Source organism: Paenibacillus rhizoryzae (assembly GCF_059686995.1).
On the sequence record NZ_JCAALT010000007.1, the window covers coordinates 178,654 to 201,930 of the forward strand.

Sequence of the window (23,277 nt, forward strand, 5' to 3'; positions counted from 1 at the left end):
CGAAATAAAAAAAACAGTCCGCCGGTCGTGTAAATCACCTGCGGACTGTTTCTTTGCGTTACCCGGCCGAAGCAGCCTCCATTAATCCATTAATATAGCCGATTCCATATAATCTGCCGAGCAGCTCGTAGCCCGGATTCTCGTTCGCTTCGCCGGCCATCGTCGGCACATGGTCAGGTCTTGCCGGTCCGGTAAAACCAACTTCATAATAGGCTTTCATCGCTTCGAGCATGTTGGTTTTGCCATTATCATGGAAGGTCTCTTCAAATTTCTCCGGCGTTCCGTTCACGTCGCGGAAGTGGACGAAGAATAGCTTATCTTGTTCGGCAAATCGGCGAATGACGCTTGGAATGTCTTCCCCCGCTGTAGCCATCGTCCCCTGGCAGAGCGTAATGCCATTGTACGGGCTAGGTACTAAATCAATCGCACGCTGCAGCGCATCCGCGCTGCGAAGAATTCGGGAGACACCGCGAATCGGAGTAATCGGCGGATCATCCGGGTGAAGCGCCAGTCTTACTTTAGCTTCCTCGGCAACCGGAACGATGCGTTCCATGAAATAATGGAGATTCTCCCAAAGCTGCTCCTCCGTCACAATGCCTGCTTCCGTCAGCGGAGCATCCTTCATCAAGCTATGGTCATAGCTCGAAACGAGCGCCCCTCCGCGCGTCTTGGTTGTTGTAGACGTGCGGAACCAGTTAAACTGAGCCATGAAATTGTAGCAGAGCACCGGGATGCCGGCTGCACCCATATTAATGATGAACTTCTGGAAATTCTCGATTTCTTCATCGCGCCCCTCAGTACCGAGCTTGATATGATTGCTTGGAGGCATCGATTCAATGACTAACAGAGACAGGCCATGATCAGCATACCGCTGTTTCATCCGAATAAGCGGCATGAGGTCCCAAGCCTTCTCGGTTTTCTCTTCCCATGGCAGGCCGCCTACCGCATAGTTCACGTTCATTTGCTTCGCAAGCTCCCACAGCTGAGAGGGCTGTGAGGAGAAAAATTCAGCTAGCTTCATAGTCGTTCTCTCCTCTTCATCGGAATCTATGTCCGTGGTTATTTCGAAGCGGCTTTTGCCGCTAAGTCCATACCCATTTTGTTGATCTTGTCATACGCATCTTCGATGGATTGCTGCCCGTACGAGACGGCCTCCATTTCCTTCTTATACGTATCTACCCACTCCGAAAATCCCGCAGCAGCCGAATAGAATGGCAGCGCCTTCTCTACCGAGAGGTCGTAGATTTCTTTACCCAGCTTGTCCTTCTGTTCAAGCGTCGGCTCTAGCGTCTTATATATCTCCGGGTTAATTGGGATACCTCGAGTCAGCCCCAATGCATTGCCGGCTTCTTTGTCCGAAATGAACCATTGCACAAATTTCTTGGCTTCATCCTTATGCTTGGAATTCGCACTGACGCTTAGGAAGATCGTCGATTGTGCCCAGCCGCCTCCCGAAGGACCGATCGGCATGTTGACGACGCCCACTTTACCCGGCATCAGCTGCTCCAGCGCGCTTACCGAACCGGTCGTTGCGCCGCGCGTCATGAGCACGCCGGATGCCATCGGATCAGCCTGCGGATCGTTCTCGAGGAAAGCGGCTGCTTGTTCCGCCGGCGGTACGATTTTGGCTTTACGGAATTCTTCGTACGTCTTGTAGTAAGTCATAAACAAATCTTTATCGAGCGTAAATTTCTTCCCTTCATCGGCCATGACCGGATCCTTGCCCATGGAGGTCTGATAGAAGTTGAATGAATCCCATGTTCCCGAATCCCCGATCGGATATTTGCCTTCCGGCAGCTTCGCCCGCGCATCTCTAGCCCATTGGAAAAACTCATCATACGTCCAATTCTGCTTCGGCAGCGCAATTCCGTATTTCGTCAGCTCCTCTTTATTGAACGCAATGCCCGCTGCATTCTGGCTTAACGGAATCCCGTACAATTTTCCGTCGATTTTCAAATTATCAATGACCTTCGGATCCACGATTCCGCTTAAATCGATATCGGACAAATCCTCCAGCTGCCCTCTTGCTACATATTCTTGAAGAAACGCGGCATCCATTTGCAGGACATCCGTAATCGATTTGGAAGCCGCAAGCGTAGGAAGTTTCTGCCAATAGGCATCCCAGGCCATGAATTCCGGTTTAAACGTCACTCCGGCATGCTGTTTGGTGTAGATCGCCAGTGCATTCTTCGTTGCTTCATGCCGAGCATCCGGCCCCCACCACATAATGCTTAACTGGGTAGCCTCGTTGTTGCCTTTCGCAGCTTCATTATTGGCTCCGGTCTCGGTCCCAGCCGCGTTATTGCCGTTCGTATTGCCGTCGCCGCCTCCACTGCTGCACGCTGTTACCGTTAGCGCCGTAGCCAAGCTCAATAACAATAGACTAGCCGATCCTCTTCTTCTCATTCCTTCCATCTCCTCTCGAATCTTCATCGTATTGGGGGCTAACCCTTCAAACCGGTCGTGGATATTCCTTCCACAAAATACTTCTGGGCAAATAAGAAGATGATCACAGATGGCATGATGGACAGGAAAGACATGGCGAGCAGCTGTCCCCACTGGATGTCAAACTGGTCGATAAACATTCGAAGCGCCAGACCGACCGTAAACTTATCGATCGAGCTTATATACAGCACCTGTGCAAAGAAATCATCCCAGCTCCAGATGAAGGTGAAGATCGCTACCGTAACAAGCGCAGGCTTAATCAGCGGCAAAATAATGCGAAAGAAAATCCCATATACCGAGCTGCCGTCAATTTTGGCGGCTTCATCCAAATCGCGCGGAATGCCGCGAATAAACTGAACGAGCAGGAAGATGAAGAAGGCTCCGCCGCCGAAGAAGTGCGGCAGCACCAGTGGAATATAGCTGTCCACCCAGCCGAGCTTATTGAAGAGAATATATTGCGGCACCACGGTAACCTGGCCCGGCAGCATCATGGTAAGCAGTAGAATCGAAAACCAGAAGCCGCGAAACTTGAATTGCAGCCGCCCGAATCCGTACGCTACTAGCGCTGCGGTCAGTACCCCGCCCGTTACGTTGCCAAGCTCCATCAGCAGCGTGTTGCCGAAGAAGTGGGCGAAGCTGTAGTCGGCAGAGAAATTCCAGCCCTTGCTGTAGTTCTCCCACATCGGTACGGCTGGCCAAATGGTGGGTAATCTCAGCTCTTCCGCTTTCTTCAAGGAAGCGCCGATCCACCAAATCACCGGATAAAGCATCAAGAGCGAGAATAAAGAGAGAAACAAATGATTGGATAGCTTAAACCGAATCGTAGTCATTTGGCCTTCCCTCCGTCCGACTCGTAAAATACCCAATAACGTGAGGCTAAGAAGTTAAGCGCGGTCAATAGTGCGACGATGACGAGCAGAATCCATGCCAGGGCGGAAGCATAGCCCATTTGGTAATGTTTAAAGGCTTTCTCGTACAGGAATAGCGCATACATGTAAGTCGAATTGATCGGACCTCCTTTGGTGATGATGAAAGCCGAAGTAAAGGTTTGAAAGGATCCGATGATTCCTAGCACGAGGTTAAAGAACATGACCGGCGAGAGCATCGGCAGCGTGATGCTGACAAATTTGCGGAAACGTCCTGCACCGTCTACCGAGGCAGACTCGTAAAGCTCCTGCGGGATTTGCTTGAGGCCGGCCAAGAAAATGACCATCGTAGAACCGAATTGCCATGCATTAAGCAGAATGAGTGTTCCCAGCGAGGTGTGGGGATTCGTGATCCAGCCTAAGCCTTGAATGCCAAACCAGGACAACACTTGGTTCACATAACCCTCCAAGCCGAACATATTGCGCCAAAGCGCAGCTACCGCGATGCTTCCCCCGATTAAGGAAGGAAAGTAAATCGCCGTCCGGTAGAGATTCATCCCCCGAATATTCTTGCTGAGCGCCATCGCAACCAGCAGCGAGAAGAGCAGCTTTAGCGGGACCGAGATCAGAACGAACATAAACGTTACGCTTAACGATTTGGTGAAGGTATCGTCATGGTAAAAAATAGTGGCGTAATTGTCTGTTCCGGTCCAAACCGGCGCTTCCAGCAAAGAATACTCCGTGAACGATAAATAAAAGGATTGCGCGATTGGCCATAACGTAAGCAACAAAAATCCGATTAACCATGGGGCAATAAAAAGATACCCGGCTACATTGGTTTCTTCCTTGTTTTTTCGCTTTCGTAAGGAAGCTGCTCTCGCCAACTCCGCGCGTGATGCTTGGGCTAACGTTTCAGTTGCCACTCCTGGATCTCCTCCTCTTGAAAGGATGTAATCTTTTTGTAAGTTAGAGCTCGTCTATACTCTAATAGAAAACGGTTACATGAGTGAAGGTGACAATTTTACGAAATGGTTTGATTTATTTAAAACGATTGAAGGATAGGTGAAATTATTATGCGTTCCGGAGGAAAGACCTTAAAAACCTCGCATCGACAATATCTGATTTGTCCTTAACAATAGACTTAAGATTATTTATTCACCTACTTAACCAAATGAAAGAGGTGCAAACGGTGAGATTTGATAACCCGGAAGATATTGTACAGTTAACCCCGCTATGGGAAGGGGAGCGTTTCCCGAATGGCCGTCCTAAAGTTTCCGAGGATGTACTGCGCCGCATGCGAAAAATCACGTTGGAGGAAGCGTGGGGCCCTCTTTGGAACCATGGATATACGTTTCAATTTGAAGGAGAGTTCAAAATCATTCATCCGGATCAGATTATGGTCGGACGCGCAGTGACCGCAGTAATGGTTCCTAAGCGTCCCGATCTGCATGAAACGCTCTTGAAATACGGCCATGAACAGGAAGGCCGCAAAGGTTTCTTTAACCAGTGGGTGATTGATTCCCTTGTGGAGGACGATGTTGTCGTTGTCGATATGTTCGACAAGGTCCATCTCGGTACGTATGTTGGCGGAAATTTGAGTACGGCAATATCTACCCGCACGAAACGTGGAGGTGCGGTTATATGGGGCGGCATTCGCGATAATCAGCAAATTGTCGAAATCGAGGATATCAATGTTTATTATCGGGGGAGTGACCCGACTGCCATTGCGGATGTCACGATGGTGGGCATGAATGTGCCTACCCGCATCGGAAAAGCCATTTGTCTGCCCGGAGATATCGTGCTCGGCACTCCTGCAGGCGTGATTTTCATTCCACCGCACCTTGCCGAGCTTACTGTTGTGCAGGCAGAGAAATCGCAGGTTCGCGATATCTTCGGCTTCGTCCGTCTCAAGGAAGGCGTCTACTCGACCGCTCAAATCGATGCGGCATGGAATATGTCGCTTTGGAATGATTTTGTCGACTGGTTTACTAACGAACCGGCAGCTGCGGAATACCGCCATTTAACGTGGGAGAAGGAGCTGGAAAGCGCAGCGAAACTAGACGACGGCGGAAGCCGCAGTCACGACGTTCGATTGTAGCCATAACCAATAAAGAAGGACTCCGGGTAAGCGTTAAGAACGCTCTCCGGAGTCCTATTTATTTGCTAATTCGCGACCGTTTCCCGATATTCTGTCGGCGATAAACCTACCTTCTTCTTGAAGATTTGGCTGAAATAACGAGGATCCTGGTAACCCACCTGCTCAGCTACTTCATAATTTTTATAATGCGTGCTGACAAGCAGCTTCTTAGCCTTCTCGATCCGAATGTCGGTCAAATGTTCGATAAAGGTTTTGCCGGTGTTTAGCTTAAAAAGCAGACTTAAGTAAGTCGGTGTCATATATACCTTCTGCGCGACGCTTTGCAGCGATAACGCCTGGTATTCCTGCTCCATGTGTTGGATGGTTTTCTTAATAATGCTACGGTGGCTCTCCTTCTGGTCCTGGGACAGGGCTTCTCTTATACCGGATAAGAAATGAGAGACATATTGTTTTATTTCCTGTAAGGTTTGCATCTTCGCGATGGACATAATTTCCAATTTATTGTAAGCGCTGTCATAATTGGGGGATGTGAGCAGCTTCTTCTCCGTTCCAATTAATAGGCGAGCCGTCAATTCATACATAGCCTTGATGTCGACCGGTCCTTGCTCTAGCAAGGAATGATAGAAGGCTTCAACCGCCTCTTCGATATCGGCAGCAGAGTCTGCCATTTTCAAAGCTTCATGTAATTCAAGCTCCTTGTCTGCCGGATAATCGCAGCATTCCAAATATTCGGGGAGTTCGCTGTAATAGATGATATGGCCCATTCCAAGATAAAACTTATCTTGCAGTGCGAATAATGCTTGTTTATACGATTGTTTCATATCCGTTAACTGACTGCAAGGATTTCCAACAGCGATGTTGATTTGAAGATTGAATTGCCTGCTCAGCTTGGTTTGAATCTTCTCCAATTCCGCCTTAGATACCCACGAGAACAACAAGGCAATCCGATTCTGATCATCCATAAATACAATACTTCCGGTAGGACCGGATACCTGCTGCTGCAAATAATCCCGCATTTCCTCGAGAAGCACTTTTTCCTTCTCCACCAAATTAGACGATGTCGGCTCAACTATCGCTAAAGCAGGGTAGGTGAAATAGGGATTCAAATTCAAACGAGATAAGCTATCTTTCAAATTTGTGTTTTTCGGCTTGAGACCTAAGACAAGATCTTGAAGAAACCGATCCCTCATCCAAGTCAAAATGACATCATCCTTATACAACAGCCCTTCGCTTAGCATGTTCTATCCCCTTTACGAACGGATGTTAACCAGCTGATGGTTTCTTTCATGCTGCTACTCAAGATCAATTATCTTATAAGCGTGCATGTGCTCTACAAAAGCCGTCGCTGCCGCATCCGGATCGCCAGAGCGCAAAGCATCGATAAGCATGAGATGCCACTCGGCCAGAACCTCCGTGGTATGATGACGGTTGGAAATTGCCATAAACCGCATCACCTTCGTGCGCATATGATTCCACAGCTCCAGAACAGCCTGATTGTCACAACGTTTATAGAAGAATGCATGGAAATCCATATCCAGCTCCAGAATGCGTATCATCTCCTGCTGCCGATTCGCGATTTCCATCTCTCCGATAATGAGATGCAGATATTCGAAGTCCTCTTCTGTTAATAGGGGCATCGATTGCCTGACGGCAAAACCTTCGATGATCTCGCGCAGGACGAAAATATCTTTTATTTCTTTTGCCGTTATCGTGGATACGACGGAGCCTTTATTCGGAATGCCGCAGATGAGGCCTTCTTGCTTCAGTCGTTCCAACGCTTCCCGGACAGGAGCTTGGCTGACTTGGAATTTACCCGCGATCTCCGTCACGATTAGACGAGTGCCTGGCTGTAGAGCACCTTCGAGAATAGCCTTCTTCAAATCCGCATAGACATGTTCGCTTATCGAGTTGATGGGGTAATCCGCATGAGGGCTGCGTATGGCATTCACTGCTCCTTTTAACATTATCGATTATCGATAATGTTGGATATAGCTCTATTATAGAGATCGACTGAGGAACCGACAATCGCTATTTTTGTCATATTTTGTAATCCCGTGAATCATGCTTGAGTCTTATCACCAATGACCTATAGCTTGCTTCTTCTACTACACTTTTGTCATTCAAAAAGAAATACCGCCTACATCCATCAAAGATGCAAGCGGTATAACCTGTTTTTTCAGAACCTACTCTATCTTCTTGCTAACTCCGCCGCCAAAAGTGATCCGATAACCATCCAAATCTTTTATCGTAAACTCGCTCCACTGCTCCGAGTAATTCGGGCCATTGACGATTTCAACGCCTTGGGTTTGACATTCGTCAACCAACAAGTCAACGGCGTCAGTATAAGCAAATGCATCGAAATATAATCCTCCTGCCGCCGATGAAAACGGTCTAACATCCTCCGGGTTGATGGCAGCATGCATAATGAAAGTAATATTTCCTCTGGCAACGTGGGCGTGTCCACCTATTTCTTCATACGAAAATCCGAGTTTCTTGTAGAACTGTGCAGAAACTTGAATATCTCTAACTAATAGTACAATCGATGAACCGGATATATTAGCGACAACTGCTTGCTCACTCATAGACGCACCTCTTCACTGGAATATTAAACCAATATAGGTTTATGATACATGAAAAGGCACCGAACGAACAGGAAATTCTCCCTATCCATTCGGTGCCTTCTGTTGGTACGAAATTAGATTAGAATAAACACTTTATCGTCTTCTACTTTGACCTGGTAGTACTGCAAATCCACGCAAGCAGGTACTCGTACGGCTGCGCCGGTTGTAATATCGAAGCGACCGTTGTGCTTCGGACATTCAACCTGCTTCCCCATCACAAGTCCCTCTGACAGATGGTACTTCCCATGTGTGCAGAAACCGTCAGTCGCGTGGTAATCCCCTTTATCTGTACGGTATACCGCGAAGGAACGATCGTCCTGATCGAAGCGGATAACATCCTCGACTTCAATTTCATCAGCATCGCAAACTTCTACCCATACGTTTGACACTATGCTTCACTCCTTGTTTGATAGTCCATATTAGGACCGTAGCGATAAGGTAGGGCTGTATCTGGCAGCGGCTTAACAACTACATAGGAAGGATCGTCCTTCTGCTTGCGAAGCGCTCCGATTACTTCTTTCAGCGCTGCCCATAGGCTCGGACGAGCTTCCGGACAATCGGACTTCATGACTTCATGCAGCTTAGGCAAGGCGTGGAACGGAACCATCGGGAACATATGATGCTCGGTGTGATAGTTCATGTTCCAATAAAGGAAACGGAATACCCGATTCATATAGATTGTCCGGGTGTTCAGCCGATGATCCAGCACATCCTCATAAAGACCCAAATGCTGCGTAATCCCGAACGTTAGCACGAGCAAACCACCATAAAAGGAAGGAAGAATGATGAACATAGCTGGCAAAATGCTGCCCATGTAGATACAAGCTGCAATAACAGCTAGAATAATCAGCATGTAAACGCGTGCTTCACGGTACACTTTATGATGCTCGGAAGCCGGAATATAATCCTTCTCCTGCTCATCCAGTTTGCCGAATGTGTGCAGAAGGAAGCTTTTGATTGCAAGCGGGCCGCCATACAGGTGGAAAATTTGCATGTAAAGGATTTTCCAAACCGGCGGTCTTGCAGTAATGATCTCGGGGTCGCGGCCAACGATAATGGTATCCGTATGATGACGGGCATGACTCCAGCGCCATGGCGTTGCCGAGCGCAGTACAAAGAAAGAAGCAATGTGGTAAACGACATCATTCATCCAAGGTGTCTTAAATGCGGTGCCGTGTCCACATTCATGCCAGCGGGAATCTCCCGGTGTTGCGTAGAGCAGTCCGTATAGGAAGAATGCCGGAACGGCCCACCATGTGCCCCAAGATTGATAAGCAAGGAAGCCAAGAATAATAAGACCGCCAAACCAGATCAGCGTATCTCGGATCGCCGGACCATCCTTCCGCTTCATTAATTCCTTCATCTTCGCACGTGGAATCGGGGTTTGATGCCACTCTGCGGAAGCCAAGCCTCTCTCATCCGCGCGTTTGCTCTCGATGCCTTTCAAACTGTAATCTCTACGTTGCACGACAATTGCCACTATGACCGCCTCCTTAATTATTTATATTCGTGCGCGGGCACGAAATTCCCCAAAAAAGAAAGCCTTACAGGCTCTCGGGAATATAAATATGTGTCTCTGTATAATGATGCTCGGACTCCGGCTGCTTACCTGCAAACACATGATCAAACAGGATGCGCAGCGACAAGTACCCTTGTCTCTCCGGATTCTGCACAATCGTGAAATCAATAATCCGCTCACGCAGACCCTGAATGGCGGGCGGGATTAAATCGTTGCAGACAACTCGAATTGCTCCTTCTAGGTGATGCTGTTTAATAATGTCTACACATGCGCCGATATCGCCTGTCGCCATGTAAATGCCACCGATATCGGGATTCGTACGAAGTGCGCAATCCAGCTGCAAATGCGTATCCGCATAACGGTCGAAGCCCTCAATTACATGGAGCACTTCCAGCTTATTCCCATGCTCCGCAAGTCCTTGCTTAAAGCCTTCGACCCGCGAACGATGCGCATGGAACTTCAAGTTCCCCGTTACAATCAACACTTTCGCATTTGCTTGCAAGACGCGGTTCATCAGACCGGCAGCAACCATTCCGCTCTTATGCAAATCCTGCCCAACAAAACAAATCCGTTTGCTGAGCTCCACATCCGAGTTGAATGTAACAATCGGAACGGCCCGTTCAGCAGCGTAATCGATGCTCGCGCGAATCAATTCATCGTCCATGACGGAGAACATAATCCCGCTTACGCCGGCTTCCACAAGCTCGCGAATGGCAGCAGCCCCTTCTTCGGGACTCTGGTTATCGACGAATCGATACTCCAAACGGACGCCAAGATCCTTAAGCTCCTCTGCCGCAACGCTGATGCCGTTCCGAATGGCTTCGAAGAATTGAATTTCCTGCGGCGGCATAATAATGCCGAATACAAGCGGTTTCTTCTGATACGCTAACGCTTTAGCAGCAATATTGGGTACATAATTTAATTCAGCTACGATGCTTAGAATTCGATCGCGAACCTCTGGTTTCACGCCGGGCCGGTCGTTAAGCACCCGGTCAACGGTTCCTCGCGATACCCCTGCCTGCTTGGCAATTTCTCTAATGGTTACGGTCATAATTCGCTCCTATTGCTCAAGTTGTGCTCGGGCACCTACTATTATAGAGCGAATGATTTAATCTCACAAGAGCCTTTATACGCCAACTGATTTGAGTTTATTGTCAAGGAACGTTTTCGCTCGCGGAATGTCCTCTTCTTCCAAATGCTCAATGATGATCGGAATGTTCGGGTGAAGCTTCGCCAAACGCTCCAGATACAGATCATAGTTCAAATTGCCAAGCCCCGGAGCCGGAAGCTCGACTGCGCCTGCACCGCGGAACGAATGCGATTCCGAAGCGTCGATATTCGCATGTTTCTCCAATGTATCTACAGCTCTCATGCAATCTTTGGCGTGCGCGATTTTGACTTTGTCGCCAAGTGCATTGAAGATCTTGTTCAACGTTTCATCGATATGATCAATATTGTTGTCTGTGAAATAGTTAGTCGGATCCATCAGTAGGCCAAGACCCGGATGATTCACATCCGAGAGCAAACGAGATACTTGATCAACAGAGCCGATTACGTTGTTCACGTAGTTCTCGATCAAGAATACGGAGCCGTTGTCATAAGCAAATTTCGCCAGATCTTCAATCGTGGTCGCTACTTCCTCATAAGCTTCTTCAGTAGCGTTCTTCGGATCCCAAACCCAATCACTTTCCGTATTGAAAGTACCAGTTTCACTAACTACATACGGGCTGCCAAGGTCACGAGCAAATTCAAGAATTTTCTTCACGCCGTGGATGTTCTGCTTGCGTTTCACCGGATCGGGATGAATGAGGTTCGTATACCCGGAGATACAGACGATTGGCAGATTCGCGTCACGAAATGCATCGCGAATCGTGCGGCATTTCTCTTTCGTCAAGGAATCGAAGGATAGATCCATGTCTTTGAAAGCCAAGTCCAGCTGTACGCAAGAGAAACCGTCCTTCTTCATTCTTGCGATCGATTCCTGAAGCGAATAAGGATAATAAGCGTTGAAAATACCGACTTGTAACATAATGATGACCTCCGCGCGTTATATTTGGGGTTAAATGAATTCCGATAACTTTACTGTTCTGCCTTCAGCGATGGACTTGTAACAAGCGTCGACTGCAGCCATCGTTTTAAGATTATCGCGGCCGCCGATCTCCGGCTCGCTGTTTGTTTCCACGGCGCGCAGCAGCTGTGCCATAGTGCCTTGGAAGGCGTCTGGGAACCAAACGGAATCCCATTCCGGGCGAATCCACTCGTTCGGTTGCTGACGAGTCGTGAATGCCAGCGTACTTGGCGAATGCTCCGGATAGCGCGGCCAGCCGATCGTTCCTGTAGCCATGCCATCCAAGCCTTCAACGCGCCATTTGATGTAAATGTCCTTCTCCGTACCTTCGCCCGGCCAAGCCCATACATCGTCCAAGCTGGTCGCCATGAGCTCATCTTCATATTGGAACGTGTATTGCGAAATACCGTCGATATGAGAGAACTTCGTGCGCGGATCTCTGCGCGTTACGGCTGTGATTTTCTCAGGGTCGCCGAACAGGTAACGGAATGCATCAATATGATGAATACCCATGTTGAGAATTTCGATTTGCTCGTATTGCTCAAGGAATCCTTGCCAATGCGGAATCGCGCGCATCTCGATCGTTGCAAGTACTGGCTGTCCCAAGTATCCGCCTTCAAGAATCGCTTTAAGCGCGCGGATCGATTGGTCGTATCGCATGTTGGAGTTTACGGCGATTTTGATCCCTGCTGCCTCGCATAGCTCGACGATTTGACGCGCTTCCTGCGAATTCATCGCCAGCGGCTTCTGGCATAGAATACCTTTAATATGCGATTGTTTGACCGCTTCGCGAACTACGTCAAGCTGTCGATCCGGCGGCAATGCGATATCGAGAATTTCAATTTCCGGGTCGCGTACGAGCTCTTCCCATGTACGGTGAACCTTCGGAATGTTACGAAGCTCCGCTACAGCTTTCGCATTCTCGTACGTACGGGACGCAATGGCAACCGGGTTAAATCCGGCATCGCGATAAGCGACAAGGTGGCAATCCCGCATAATAAAGCCGGATCCGATACATCCTATCCGGTAATCCATCCGTTTCGGCATCTCAGGTCGAATGATGGTTTGAAAATCAAGCTGTTTCATCCTTGTGCCTCCTTATTGGCTTGTGTTTTTATTCGATTCGATCCAAAGTGAGGTTGTTATCCTGCGCTCTTCTCCCGCTTTTATACCTTGTGCACCGGTTAATTCTTGCTCATAAGGGAGATTGAATGCATCCGTTACATAGGTGTAAGGCTCGATCGAGAAAGCTTGGTCCCAGTTCGGACGGAACAACAGCACGAATGGGAATTGCGCATCCAGCTGGTAGGCTATCGTATAGCCCGCCTTCGGAAGAACAAGGCGATTAATAAAGTCCGACTCCGGATCTATCGTTAGCAGCGTACATCCGAGCTCCGGATAATCGGCCAGCTCGATTCCTTGTTGAATGGCTTCGCTTAGTGCCGTGGCCTCGGGGCGTCCCGTAACGAAAGATAAATTCGTAATCGGCCATTCTACTTTGGCAGGTACCTGAAGCGTAAGGTTGGGGTCGCTTTCATATGGCAGCGAGAAGTAAGGATGCAAACCATAAGCGAATGGCGCTTCGTCAGAGCCTTCATTCTTAATGCAGCTATCCATACTCAGCTTGCCGTCAAGCAGCCGGTATGTAATGGTAAACGTCAATGAATGGGGAAAATAATCCAGGATATCCGGGTGGTCCTCGTACCGCAGTCGGCTAATAACCCATGCTCCCTGTTCGTCTGAGGCACCGCAATCAAGCACTTCCCATGCTCTCACGCTTAGTTCCCCATGCAAATGATAATCCGGCGGTTCATTGATTGGAAATTGGTACGTACGCTCTTGAAACGAAAAGGTACCCTTGTTAATCCGGTTCGGCGGAGACAAGACAGGTGTACCATACTTCGAGCTGGCAAACTTCTCGTTCTTCAATGTGGCTAAACTTATGGAAGTCTTGATGATTTCGCGTCCATCAGTCGTAAAGCTATACAGATTGTTGCCCACTTCCGGCAGCAGCTCTGCGATACTTCCGCTTAACGAATCAGACAACTTAATAACGGTTAAGCCATCTTGCTTGAGCGTTTCAACTGCGTATCTGCTCATGTTCTCCCTCCGATGGTTCGCGGGATCGCGTGTTTGTGTCCGGCACGTTGGGAACGGTTTCAATCGTTATGTGCTCGGGCACATTTGATTATATAACGAGTTTTCGATAATCACAACAACAATTTATTACCCTTCTCCTTCTTTATGTAAGCGAAAGAGAGGCTCAAAGAATGAGCCTCTCTTTCTCCTGTCGTCTATGAAAGCTTCTTGCCGAATAACGTCGATTTGCTGCGCATGCTTTGCTCAAATCTCGTTCGCAAGTGCTGCATCCAGTCCGGCTCATGGTCCCATTTCTCCGCAACGGACCGAATTAGACGCGCATATCCATATACATTTGCGAAACGTCTCATCGCCGGTAATACGGATTCCAAATCCTCCGGTAATTCGAATGCCGTGCTATACCCCTCCGAGAAGCACTGTTTCTTATGGCTATACAGCTCTTCCGAAATGCAGTCTCTCAAGTTATCAAGCGCTTGCTCGATATCCATCGCATACCAATGATACATGGCGTCATCGAAATCAATCGCATAGCAGCGTTTCGATTCATGATCGTAGAACACGTTGTCGTATTCGAAGTCATCATGGATTAAACCGTAGTTTCGCTTATGAATGGGAAAAGCAGCGAAATGTTCGCGAAGCAATTGGACTTCCGATCGGGCTGCCGCTTCATTCGGGAGCAGTTTGATCTGATCGTCAATCCAATCGAGCACCTCGATGTGGGACCATCTTCTTGCATCGCCTGGAACGTACTCGCTCGATAATAGGTGGAGCTGCCCCAACGCTTGGCCATGGCTGAAGATGATCTCGTCGGTAAGTGCAGTCTGATTCATCGCTGCACCCGGCACTCTCTCAAACACGGAGGCGTAATAGTCGCCCCAAGGCGTTCGAATTTCTGCGAGTTCCTCGCCTTTCTTGGATTTCACGGCCACCAGCACGCCATAATGTTGCTCACGCAAGTACTTAATAAATGCCAGTTCCGCCTCGATATTTGGTCTGCTCTTCTCTTCAACCGGAGCAAACCTTAATAGCTGCGTCTTGCCTGCCTTGCGAAACGGATATATCGCATTCGATGAAATACGGCAATATTGGAACATCTCAATCGAGTCTGCATCATAATCCCAGTTCTTCAATATCATTTCGGCTAAGTTTTCATTATGGAATAAATAGTTCAGCTTCAACATATTCGGTTGGCCTCCGCATCGTAAACCTATTTTTGCGCGCAAAAAGACCGCAAGGCATATTGCCTGCGGCCTCATCATTCCGATCGGTAAGATAAGCTTGCATGCGCAAACAAACCTATCCTAATACAGAAATAAAGTACAGAAACATCCTTCTTCATGGCAGACTCACTGTGCCTGCCCACCTATTCAGTTCATGTTCACCTTCATTGTTGTAGTAGTCATCGTAGCCCGGCGTTTCATGCCGCTCACTCCCTTCGGTGACAAGTAACTTCATCGTATATGATCTTGCGATTGGAAGCAATTACTAAATTCTACAGCTTAAGCGCGCGTTTAATGCTGAGCTCCAGCGGTGAATACGCACTGCCGTCTATGCGATCGAAGTTCATCCGCTCTTTCAGAGGAGTTGTACGATTGCACAGGAACCTGGCAACGCCGCTATGATTTTGCGAGGAGGTATGATAGAGAAAAGGATGGCACAAAATGACGTCACCTGGCGAAGAAGTCGTCTCCTTCACCCGAAGCAAAGTGCCATGCTCATCCATAAATGCGTTCGTCATAAATTTCTCAACACGATTCGCTCCAGCCAAGAACGAATCATCTGCGTTTCCGGTCAACGCAGCCAGCCAAGGATGCCACACATTACACTCGGCTATCGCTTCATGCGGATCCATCCCATCCGGTTTTGTGGCTAGGTACCGGGCAACTACTTGATGCGAGCCCTCCGCGATCAATGTCCCTCCGCCATGCGTCCCGATCTCCGAGAAGACGCACAAACACAGCAAGCCCTGCTCGCGAGCGTCTACGAAATGGCGAAAATGTGATCCATCCCAGTGCCAGCCGGTTGACGGTACACTCCACTCTTCGTTCGCACCAAGATTGAAATTGACCGGCCACCAGCCCCAGCTGGGATAATTCCGATTCTCATCACCGTTCCATAATACCTTCTGCGTCCAGCGATCCGCGCCGATTAAATCCTCTATGGCATCACCGAGGCGGTCCGTATTACACTGATCAAATGCCGCGTTGCGAAAGTTTTCTTTCATAAACAATATAGGGGGAGTCCACGTTTCTTTGTTGCCTCGGTCGATCTCGTAGCGTCTTAGCTGCTCCCACAGGAAGTCTTGGCATTCCAGCGCAAGCGTCTGCGGGAACGCCTCCTCCACCTTAACCCAGCCCAGCTCCATAAATTGCCCAATCTGTGAATCCGTCAGCACCTTGTTCATCTCTGTTCAAAGCCTCCCATTACTGATTTTTCCAAAATTGAAGCGCTTTCTCCAATATAACAGGCGTCCAGCCATTTTCCTATCGGAATTTTGTCCTGATGGCGGGTCAAAGCTGACTGAATAGGAAAAAAGCTGCCCCGAAAGTCAAAAGATACACTTTCGAGGCAGCCTATACTTCAATCAATCTTCATCGATCACTATATCCATGCCATACAGCAGGTTAAGCGCCTCGGGCAGCATGAATTTCGCCTGGCGAATCCGATTCTGGCTAGGGTCAATCTGATAGTTGGACGCGTGGGAGAGGTCGGCACCGGATAAGTTCGTTTCACCAAATACACTTTCCGTGAAATCCGAGCCTCTTAAGTTAGCTTTCGAGAGATCCGCTTCTCTAAAGTCGACATCCTTAACGGAGCAATTCATGATTGTGGATTGCGGAAGCGCCACTCCGATAAAGGTCGAGTGATTCAAGGTGCAATCCTCGAACTTCAGCAGGCTTGGCACAGCGATTCGAGGCCACTCGGCCTCCGACCAATTGACGCCCACCAGCTTCGACTGCATGAAATACACCTGCGAGAATTTACTGTCCGCTACTTTCATGAGGTTCAAATCACAGCGGATAAACGTGCATCCGGTAAACTTACATTCATCGAAGACCGTTTCACTAAACTCGCAATTCGTGAACGTACAATCGTGAAAATGAACGGAGACAACTTCTTCTTTCGAAAACTTGATATCCTTAAATTGCTCATCGAAATATTCGCTTTCCGTGAACACCGGATCACTTCCTTGTTTCATAATTCGGCTTAATTTCCAATTCAACCATCTGGCATGCCCATCCGTTTCGGCAAGAGTCACGCTATCGGACCGGCCTCTCCTATAGGAATCCAGATGCAATTCGGGATCCCACATATTATTGTAGAGGTGATAGACCTCTCTTGTCTCCCCCAATATTCGAACTTGTTCGCACAATTGGTGTTTGTCTGCAAGACTAAGTTGATTAGCTACATGAGTATGAAAGATACATAAGGCATGCTTATCGGTGCTCCTTGCTGCTGCCGCATTCAAATCTACCAAGGCATCGCCTTCAATCAGTTGAACAGCTTGATGATCAAAATGGCCTGCCGCCTCATCAAAATGCTGATTCCGTTCCCGGTGCTCCGGCCAAATCAAGGCTTTCATCCAAAGGCGACTATCCGAATGATGAAGCTGATTCACATGAAGATCGATCCCGATTCTGGACGCCACCGGAGGACTTTCTGAACGAAGGTATGGCATGTTCGGGCCGCGTAGAGAAGTAGTCAGCGTGAACTCGGCTTGCTGATTCCCAAAGTATCCATCGACGGCATCATACGAATATCGATATTGATCCCAAAATAACTGCAGTCCGGCGCTCGTTCCAATCTCAATCAAAGCAAGCGGCTTGTTCGATAGACTGTAGATCAGGCAGAATGCCGGATACAGGTACGCACAACGGCGAACCTCGTTCGTCTGCACTAGCCTCGTAGTCAGAAGGTGAACAAGCTCATCGCGGTAAAGCAGGCAGAACTCCTTGAACGATTCAAAAGCTGCTGAAGCGTCCTTAGGGTCTGGCACAATACTCGCATAATAATCGTTTAAGTCATGTTCCATCCCCCGCAGCAGCAAATAATGGACAGCACCTAGAAAGAGGTTCGGAATAGGCTGGCCCTCACTGCTGGCAGAGGCAATTCGCAATAGTTCTTCATCCGCCGCAATTCGGGCGGAAAGCTGCTCGTACAAGCGGCTTGACCCGCTGCACTCCTTCTCGGCAAATCTTCTGAAGCTCTCGGAAATGCTCGAAATCTCCATACGTCCACCTCCAACAATGATCGTTTAGTTAGAGTGTAGCACTGCCGACCGATTAACAGAATTTTCAATGTTTTATCCATGCAATAAGTTTTGTTTATCAAAAAAAGACTGCCAGCTGGCAGCCCTGATGAATAACGCTAACTTCCCGTCCCCTGATACTTATTAAGTCCCATATTCCAAACTGCATAAGCCAGCAGGAATAACACAAGTCCGACGACCGGCGCCACATAAGGCAGAATCGGTGAGAACAACGACTCTCCTGTCTTGTTCAAAATCAGCTGTGACGGGTTCCTGCTCCGTTTGGTCCGATATAACCCACAATCTCGCCTTTGTCGATCGTGAACGAGATGTCGTCAACGGCCGTCTTGGTTTCATATTCCCGGTAGACAAGCCCTTTGACGTTGTTCCATAACCCCTCTCTACTCTTGTTGCGTTTGAACTCTTTGCGCAAGTTCTCCACTTGGATGACAGCCATACAATCCCTCTTTTCTCTACTGAAAAGACTAATGACTCCTATCAATTCTAATAATTACCAGCAATGATTCGATTATCATATGGGCATTGCTTCCATGTCAATAGAACTGAACGGCTATCGTAGGCCATTCGGCTGATTTACGCGTTACATAAAAAAAATCAACGACGAATTAATCCATCGTTGATTTCTCCTGCAGCAATTCCTCATATTCGCTCTTCGTGAGCCCGTAGATCAATTCATCGTGATGTTTGCCTTTGGTGAAGATCATGTCACGCAGACGACCTTCTTGCTTGAAGCCGAGATGTTCTTGCAGCGCAATCGAACTGCTATTGAATGCATACACATGGGCATTGGCTTTGTAGTACCGCAGCTCCTCGAAATAGTAGCGAAGAATCAGCCTAACCGCCTCCGAGGCATAACCTTGGCGCCAATGCTCGCGGAAGATCGCAATGCCGTACTTGAATGTACCATTTCGCGGATCGCAATTGCTCGTACACATACTGCCGACCAACACGCCTTCAAGCGTCTCGATGGATAGCCATATGTTATCACCTTCCGCCGGATGGTCGACTTTCTCCTCCGCCCATGCCTTCGTACCTTCTTCGGTTCTTGGAAAATGAATCATATCGCATAGCCGAGCACCTTCAGAATCGCGATCATTCTGATGATAGTCCTCCCAATCGCCAAACTCCAATGGCCGCAGTCTGACCTTGCTGCCTTCCCACAAGTAGGAATTCATGGTTGCTCGCCTCCTTCGTTCTCAGGCGTATCGTACCATTTTTCGCTAGCCAAGCATAGCTGCTTGTCGCTTATACATATCCTCCACGACAAGGCAGGCCATCGCTTCCACAACAGGAACGATTCTCGGACATATGCAGGGATCATGACGGCCGATTGTCTGAATCTCTTGTTCTTCGCCGTCCACGTTGATTGTCTGCTGAGGTACAGATATGGATGAAGTGGGCTTGACGCTAACGCGAAATACGATGTCTTGCCCGTTGCTTATTCCGCCCACAATGCCGCCTGCATGATTGCTGAGAAAGCCGCTGCTGTTCATGCCATCATTATGCTCACTGCCCAGCATCCCGGCCGCTTCAAAACCGGCTCCAAATTCGATCCCTTTGATTGCGCCAATGGAAAGCATCGCCTTCGCCAGTTCGGCATCCAATTTATCGAAAACAGGTTCACCGAGACCCGGCATCGCTCCGCGAATCCGGCACTCTACAATTCCGCCGCAGCTATCGCCGATGGAAGCCAAATGTTCGATTTTGCGAATCATTTCCTTTGCTGCTTCAGCGTCGCAGGCACGAACCGCATTTTGCTCGATGCTCGTTTCCTCGAAGGTTTCGCATTTAATCCCGCCGATTTCGCGAGAGTAAGCAATAACGTCAACACCGCGCCTCTCAAGCAGCTTGCGCGCAATTGCACCACCGGCAACACGGGCCGCCGTTTCCCTGCCTGAAGCACGCCCGCTGCCGCGATGATCGCGAATGCCATATTTCTGCAAATACGTAAAGTCCGCATGACCGGGGCGAAAAGCATGCTGAATCGAACCATACGCCTCCGGCCTCATATCGTGATTATGCAAAATAATGAAGAGCGGCGTCCCTGTTGTTTTGCCCTCGAATACGCCGGACTCGATATGAACGATATCATACTCCTTGCGAGGCGAAGTCACGGAAGATTGTCCCGGTTTGCGCCGATCCATCTGTTTCTGGATATAAGCCTCGTCAATCTTAACGCCCGGCGTAACGCCATCTACAATGACGCCAACCGAAGCGCCGTGCGACTCTCCGTAGGTTGTGATTTTGAACCGTTCACCGAATGTATTGCCTGCCATTAGATTGGCCTCCTCTCTTTAATATGCGACCTGAATACCAAGTCCGGCCAGCTGCTCGAAATACGCCGGACAAGTCTTGGATACGCAGCCAGGGTCGGAAATACGGATATCGTGAACCCGCAGACCAATGAGCGAAAGCGCCATAGCCATACGATGATCGTCATGGGAGTCCACCAATGTCGGCACCGGAGTACCCGGATAAATCGTCAGACCATCAGGATGTTCTTCTACGCGAATTCCCAGCTTGGTTAGCTCCGCACAAATCGCTGCGATACGATCGCATTCATGATGCCTGATATGTGCAGCATCCTTTAATGTAATTGGACCATCTGCGAAGACAGCCATTGCAGCTATCGTAAGCGTCTGATCGGACCATTTTTTCATGCTAAGCGTAAATCCGCCTTTAAGTTGATCCGTTCCATGCACCTCAACGAAATTCTCTCCATGCATAACCGTACATCCCATCTGTTCCAAGATCTCCAGCATCTCGATATCAGGCTGACTTGTATGACTTGCTTGGATGCCTTCTGTCCGAATTCGGCCTCCGGTCAATGCCGCAATCGCCCAGAAATAACAACAGGTGGAGACATCCGGTTCCAGCTGATAAATCCTTGCTTCATAGCTGCCTTGCGGGACAGTGATGGATTGACCATCTGGCGACACGTCAGCTTTGATACCGAAATCAGCCATCATATCGAGCGTCATTTGCACATAATCCCTTTGAACAACTTCTCCATCAATCCGTATCGTTAGTGGCTCCTTCGCATAAGGGGCGGCGATTAACAGCCCGCTAAGAAATTGACTCGATGTGTTGCCTGGGATCGTAACCTCGCCGCCGTTCAGTCCGGTTGCCTGCAGCATGTAGGGTAGGCTGTGTTCCGAGTTTGAATATTCGAATTTAGCGCCGAGCTTTGTTAAGGAAGCAAGCAATGGTGCCTGCGGTCTCTCACTCATCCGTTTACTTCCGCTCAATGTCCATTGTCCATGACCAATCGCAAGCGCACCGGGCAGAAATCTTGCCACCGTCCCTGCAGCACCTACATATAAGTTCGCGGAAGGATTCGGCCAAACTCCGCCACAGCCTTCAATGGAAGCTGTCTCTTGCTGCACGGCTGCAGCTACGCCAAGCTTCTGTAACGAATCGATGCACCAGTAGGAATCATCACTCTTGAGAATGCCATGCAGTTCGGATTTTCCTTGAGCAAGTGCCGCGATAATTAACGCTCTGTTCGTAAGACTTTTACTGCCGGGTACACGAATCGTGCCTTCAACTGCTGACCTCGGAGGACTGATTCTTACCTCGAGTCGATCATTATTCGCCGACCACGGAGAACGCGCTTCAAAATCCGGATGTACCGTTACCATTTCCGTCCACCTCTTTAGGAGTAATTGATCTATCCCGATTATAATGAGATACTTGGAATAAATGAAATCGGAATATTAGATCTCTGTCATAAAGGTGGTTTATGTCAAAATGATAAATTTAGAGTGGTATCGGATCTTTCTCCATACGGCGCGACACCGAAATTTAACGAAAGCTGCACAAGAGCTTCATGTCACACAACCTTCCGTTAGCTATGCCATTAAGCAGATGGAGGAAGCGATGGGCGTGCAGCTCTTTCACCGTTTATCTAAAGGAGTCGAGCTCACAGACGAAGGCCGGGCTCTGCTGGACTATGTCGAGCAATCGTTCTCGATGCTGGATTCCGCGCAAAAGCATCTGTACAATCTGAAGCAGCTTCATGCCGGCGAAATTCGCATCGGCGCAAGCGATTCTCTCATTAAGCATTTGCTGCTTCCGCAGCTGAATGCATTTCACAGCGAGTATCCGGGCATCCGAATTCGCCTCTCGCACGGCAAAACGCCTGACATCACCCGTAGACTGCTGGATGGTGATATTGATTGCGCGATGCTTCATTTGCCCATACAAGATCCACAGCTGCTTATCCATACGATGGCTACGATTGAGGATTGTTTTGTCGTTGGGGAGGATTATAAGGAGCTGGCCAAGCAGACACTTTCCATTCATGAGCTTGCGGAGCTGCCCTTGATCTTACTCTCGCCGGGCAGCAGTACGCGTGTGTTTGTGGATCACTGGTTTGCCGCGAAAGGTGTAACGGTGAAGCCGGATATTGAACTGGGAAGCGTCGATTTATTAACGGAATTCGCACGGTTGAACTATGGGGCGGCCTTCATCAGCCGATCTTTCGTAGAAGAAGAACTGCGCAGCGGGAGGTTATTGGAGTTAAAGCTTGATGTGCCCCTGCCGACTCGGGGCATCGGGTTTGCGGTGAGACGCGATAAGAAGCTGTCCGTTGCGGCGGAAAGCTTCGTACGGCGTATTCGCGAAATTATTTGATTTCGTTGGCTAATAGTTCACTGATCGTGACAAGCTTGTATCCTTGCTCAATTAGCTCCGGTACCAGGATTTGAATAGCCGCCAGTGACTGCGAACGATCACCGAATCCGTCATGGAACAAGAGGATACTTCCCTCACGCACTTCTGCCCGTGAAACATGCACGATATGTTCAGTCCCGGGCATATCCCAATCGCGGGTATCGAGATTCGTTGCATGTATGATCGGATATCCGAATTGCCCGCAAACGGCAAGGAGGTCGTCGTTATATTCTAAATACGGCGGACGAAACGTAGCCGGACGTTTTCCAATCGTATCGGCAATGATTTGCTCGGCACGTCGCAGCTCCTCTGTTTGCTCTTCTTTAGTCAAACTCGCCATATGCGGATGAGAGAAGCTGTGATTGCCGAACTCATGCCCTTCCTCGTACATGCGTTTAGCGACTTCAGGGTATTTTTCCATATTCGTCCCCTGCACGTAGAAGGTTGCTTTCGCTCCATATGGCTTGAATACATCCAGGAATTGCGGTGTCCATTCCGGATTTGGCCCGTCGTCGAAGGTGATTGCGAGCAGCTTGTCTGGTGTTCCCACTTCATTGTAAATAGGTGTCATTCTCATTGTGTGCTCCTCCTTGAATGGATACTACAAAAAGGCTAT

Annotated in this window: 23 protein-coding genes and 1 pseudogene; 2 read left to right on the top strand and 22 right to left on the bottom strand. The window is 48.8% G+C overall.

The window, feature by feature from the left end:
* Positions 1-58: 58 nt before the first annotated feature.
* From AC6ESO_RS21400 to AC6ESO_RS21415, 4 genes are read right to left on the bottom strand one after another with little or no spacing between them, the layout of a single operon-like run.
* Positions 59-1,021, bottom strand: coding sequence for a mannonate dehydratase (locus AC6ESO_RS21400; protein ID WP_497093160.1), 963 nt, complete (start codon positions 1,019-1,021; stop codon positions 59-61).
* A gap of 38 nt (positions 1,022-1,059) precedes the next feature.
* Positions 1,060-2,406 (bottom strand): ABC transporter substrate-binding protein, encoded by a 1,347-nt coding sequence (locus AC6ESO_RS21405; RefSeq protein WP_497093161.1) that lies wholly within the window; start codon positions 2,404-2,406, stop codon positions 1,060-1,062.
* 38 nt (positions 2,407-2,444) lie between these two features.
* A complete protein-coding gene (locus tag AC6ESO_RS21410) occupies positions 2,445-3,275 on the bottom strand; it encodes a carbohydrate ABC transporter permease (protein ID WP_497093162.1) in 831 nt (276 codons plus the stop codon).
* The gene (locus AC6ESO_RS21415) at positions 3,272-4,195 is read right to left on the bottom strand and encodes a carbohydrate ABC transporter permease (RefSeq protein ID WP_497093353.1); all 924 of its coding nucleotides are present in this window, start codon (positions 4,193-4,195) and stop codon (positions 3,272-3,274) included. Before AC6ESO_RS21415 ends, AC6ESO_RS21410 begins: the two co-directional genes overlap by 4 nt.
* Before the next feature lie 305 nt (positions 4,196-4,500).
* Between AC6ESO_RS21415 and AC6ESO_RS21420 the strand changes: the two genes are divergently transcribed.
* Positions 4,501-5,409, top strand: a complete 909-nt coding sequence (locus AC6ESO_RS21420; protein WP_497093163.1) for an RraA family protein — start codon at positions 4,501-4,503, stop codon at positions 5,407-5,409.
* Positions 5,410-5,474: 65 nt separating this feature from the next.
* Here AC6ESO_RS21420 and AC6ESO_RS21425 read toward each other — a convergent pair whose 3' ends face one another.
* The 17 genes and pseudogenes from AC6ESO_RS21425 to aroA form a co-directional block, all read right to left on the bottom strand.
* On the bottom strand, positions 5,475-6,647 hold the full coding sequence (locus AC6ESO_RS21425) for a helix-turn-helix domain-containing protein (protein WP_497093164.1): 1,173 nt from the start codon (positions 6,645-6,647) through the stop codon (positions 5,475-5,477).
* Between the two features lie 54 nt (positions 6,648-6,701).
* Entirely contained in the window at positions 6,702-7,358 is a 657-nt protein-coding gene (locus AC6ESO_RS21430) for a GntR family transcriptional regulator (RefSeq protein WP_497093165.1), read from the bottom strand.
* Between the two features lie 234 nt (positions 7,359-7,592).
* Entirely contained in the window at positions 7,593-7,991 is a 399-nt protein-coding gene (locus AC6ESO_RS21435; protein WP_497093166.1) for a VOC family protein, read from the bottom strand.
* Positions 7,992-8,104: 113 nt separating this feature from the next.
* The gene (locus AC6ESO_RS21440) at positions 8,105-8,419 is read right to left on the bottom strand and encodes a Rieske 2Fe-2S domain-containing protein (RefSeq protein ID WP_494819837.1); all 315 of its coding nucleotides are present in this window, start codon (positions 8,417-8,419) and stop codon (positions 8,105-8,107) included.
* Positions 8,419-9,510 carry a fatty acid desaturase family protein gene (locus AC6ESO_RS21445; protein ID WP_497093167.1) on the bottom strand — a complete coding sequence of 364 codons (1,092 nt, stop codon included), beginning with the start codon at positions 9,508-9,510 and terminating at the stop codon, positions 8,419-8,421. The genes AC6ESO_RS21440 and AC6ESO_RS21445 overlap by 1 nt, the downstream gene beginning before the upstream one ends.
* 64 nt (positions 9,511-9,574) lie before the next feature.
* Positions 9,575-10,600 carry a LacI family DNA-binding transcriptional regulator gene (locus AC6ESO_RS21450; protein ID WP_497093168.1) on the bottom strand — a complete coding sequence of 342 codons (1,026 nt, stop codon included), beginning with the start codon at positions 10,598-10,600 and terminating at the stop codon, positions 9,575-9,577.
* Positions 10,601-10,675: 75 nt separating this feature from the next.
* On the bottom strand, positions 10,676-11,578 hold the full coding sequence (locus AC6ESO_RS21455; RefSeq protein ID WP_494819840.1) for a TIM barrel protein: 903 nt from the start codon (positions 11,576-11,578) through the stop codon (positions 10,676-10,678).
* Between the two features lie 30 nt (positions 11,579-11,608).
* Positions 11,609-12,703: a Gfo/Idh/MocA family protein gene (locus AC6ESO_RS21460; RefSeq protein ID WP_497093169.1), complete on the bottom strand. Its 1,095-nt coding sequence runs from the start codon at positions 12,701-12,703 to the stop codon at positions 11,609-11,611.
* A gap of 12 nt (positions 12,704-12,715) precedes the next feature.
* On the bottom strand, positions 12,716-13,717 hold the full coding sequence (locus tag AC6ESO_RS21465; RefSeq protein ID WP_497093170.1) for an aldose 1-epimerase: 1,002 nt from the start codon (positions 13,715-13,717) through the stop codon (positions 12,716-12,718).
* A gap of 194 nt (positions 13,718-13,911) precedes the next feature.
* Entirely contained in the window at positions 13,912-14,898 is a 987-nt protein-coding gene (locus tag AC6ESO_RS21470; protein ID WP_497093171.1) for a phosphotransferase enzyme family protein, read from the bottom strand.
* Between the two features lie 311 nt (positions 14,899-15,209).
* Entirely contained in the window at positions 15,210-16,121 is a 912-nt protein-coding gene (locus AC6ESO_RS21475; protein WP_497093172.1) for a phytanoyl-CoA dioxygenase family protein, read from the bottom strand.
* 180 nt (positions 16,122-16,301) lie between these two features.
* The gene (locus AC6ESO_RS21480; protein ID WP_497093354.1) at positions 16,302-16,916 is read right to left on the bottom strand and encodes a pentapeptide repeat-containing protein; all 615 of its coding nucleotides are present in this window, start codon (positions 16,914-16,916) and stop codon (positions 16,302-16,304) included.
* Positions 16,917-16,925: 9 nt separating this feature from the next.
* A pseudogene (locus tag AC6ESO_RS21485) lies at positions 16,926-17,948 on the bottom strand (DUF2332 domain-containing protein); the annotation flags it as partial.
* 274 nt (positions 17,949-18,222) lie between these two features.
* Positions 18,223-18,423 (bottom strand): hypothetical protein, encoded by a 201-nt coding sequence (locus tag AC6ESO_RS21490; protein ID WP_497093173.1) that lies wholly within the window; start codon positions 18,421-18,423, stop codon positions 18,223-18,225.
* 169 nt (positions 18,424-18,592) lie between these two features.
* Positions 18,593-19,162 (bottom strand): GNAT family N-acetyltransferase, encoded by a 570-nt coding sequence (locus AC6ESO_RS21495; protein ID WP_497093174.1) that lies wholly within the window; start codon positions 19,160-19,162, stop codon positions 18,593-18,595.
* 45 nt (positions 19,163-19,207) lie between these two features.
* Complete coding sequence (aroC, locus tag AC6ESO_RS21500) at positions 19,208-20,263, bottom strand: chorismate synthase (protein ID WP_497093175.1); 1,056 nt, start codon at positions 20,261-20,263, stop codon at positions 19,208-19,210.
* An 18-nt stretch (positions 20,264-20,281) separates the two neighbouring features.
* Complete coding sequence (aroA, locus tag AC6ESO_RS21505) at positions 20,282-21,628, bottom strand: 3-phosphoshikimate 1-carboxyvinyltransferase (RefSeq protein WP_497093176.1); 1,347 nt, start codon at positions 21,626-21,628, stop codon at positions 20,282-20,284.
* Between the two features lie 109 nt (positions 21,629-21,737).
* Between aroA and AC6ESO_RS21510 the strand changes: the two genes are divergently transcribed.
* The gene (locus AC6ESO_RS21510; protein ID WP_497093177.1) at positions 21,738-22,622 is read left to right on the top strand and encodes a LysR family transcriptional regulator; all 885 of its coding nucleotides are present in this window, start codon (positions 21,738-21,740) and stop codon (positions 22,620-22,622) included.
* Here AC6ESO_RS21510 and AC6ESO_RS21515 read toward each other — a convergent pair.
* Positions 22,615-23,238: a polysaccharide deacetylase family protein gene (locus AC6ESO_RS21515; RefSeq protein ID WP_497093178.1), complete on the bottom strand. Its 624-nt coding sequence runs from the start codon at positions 23,236-23,238 to the stop codon at positions 22,615-22,617. The two genes, AC6ESO_RS21510 and AC6ESO_RS21515, sit on opposite strands and share 8 nt — an antisense overlap.
* Positions 23,239-23,277 lie beyond the last annotated feature (39 nt).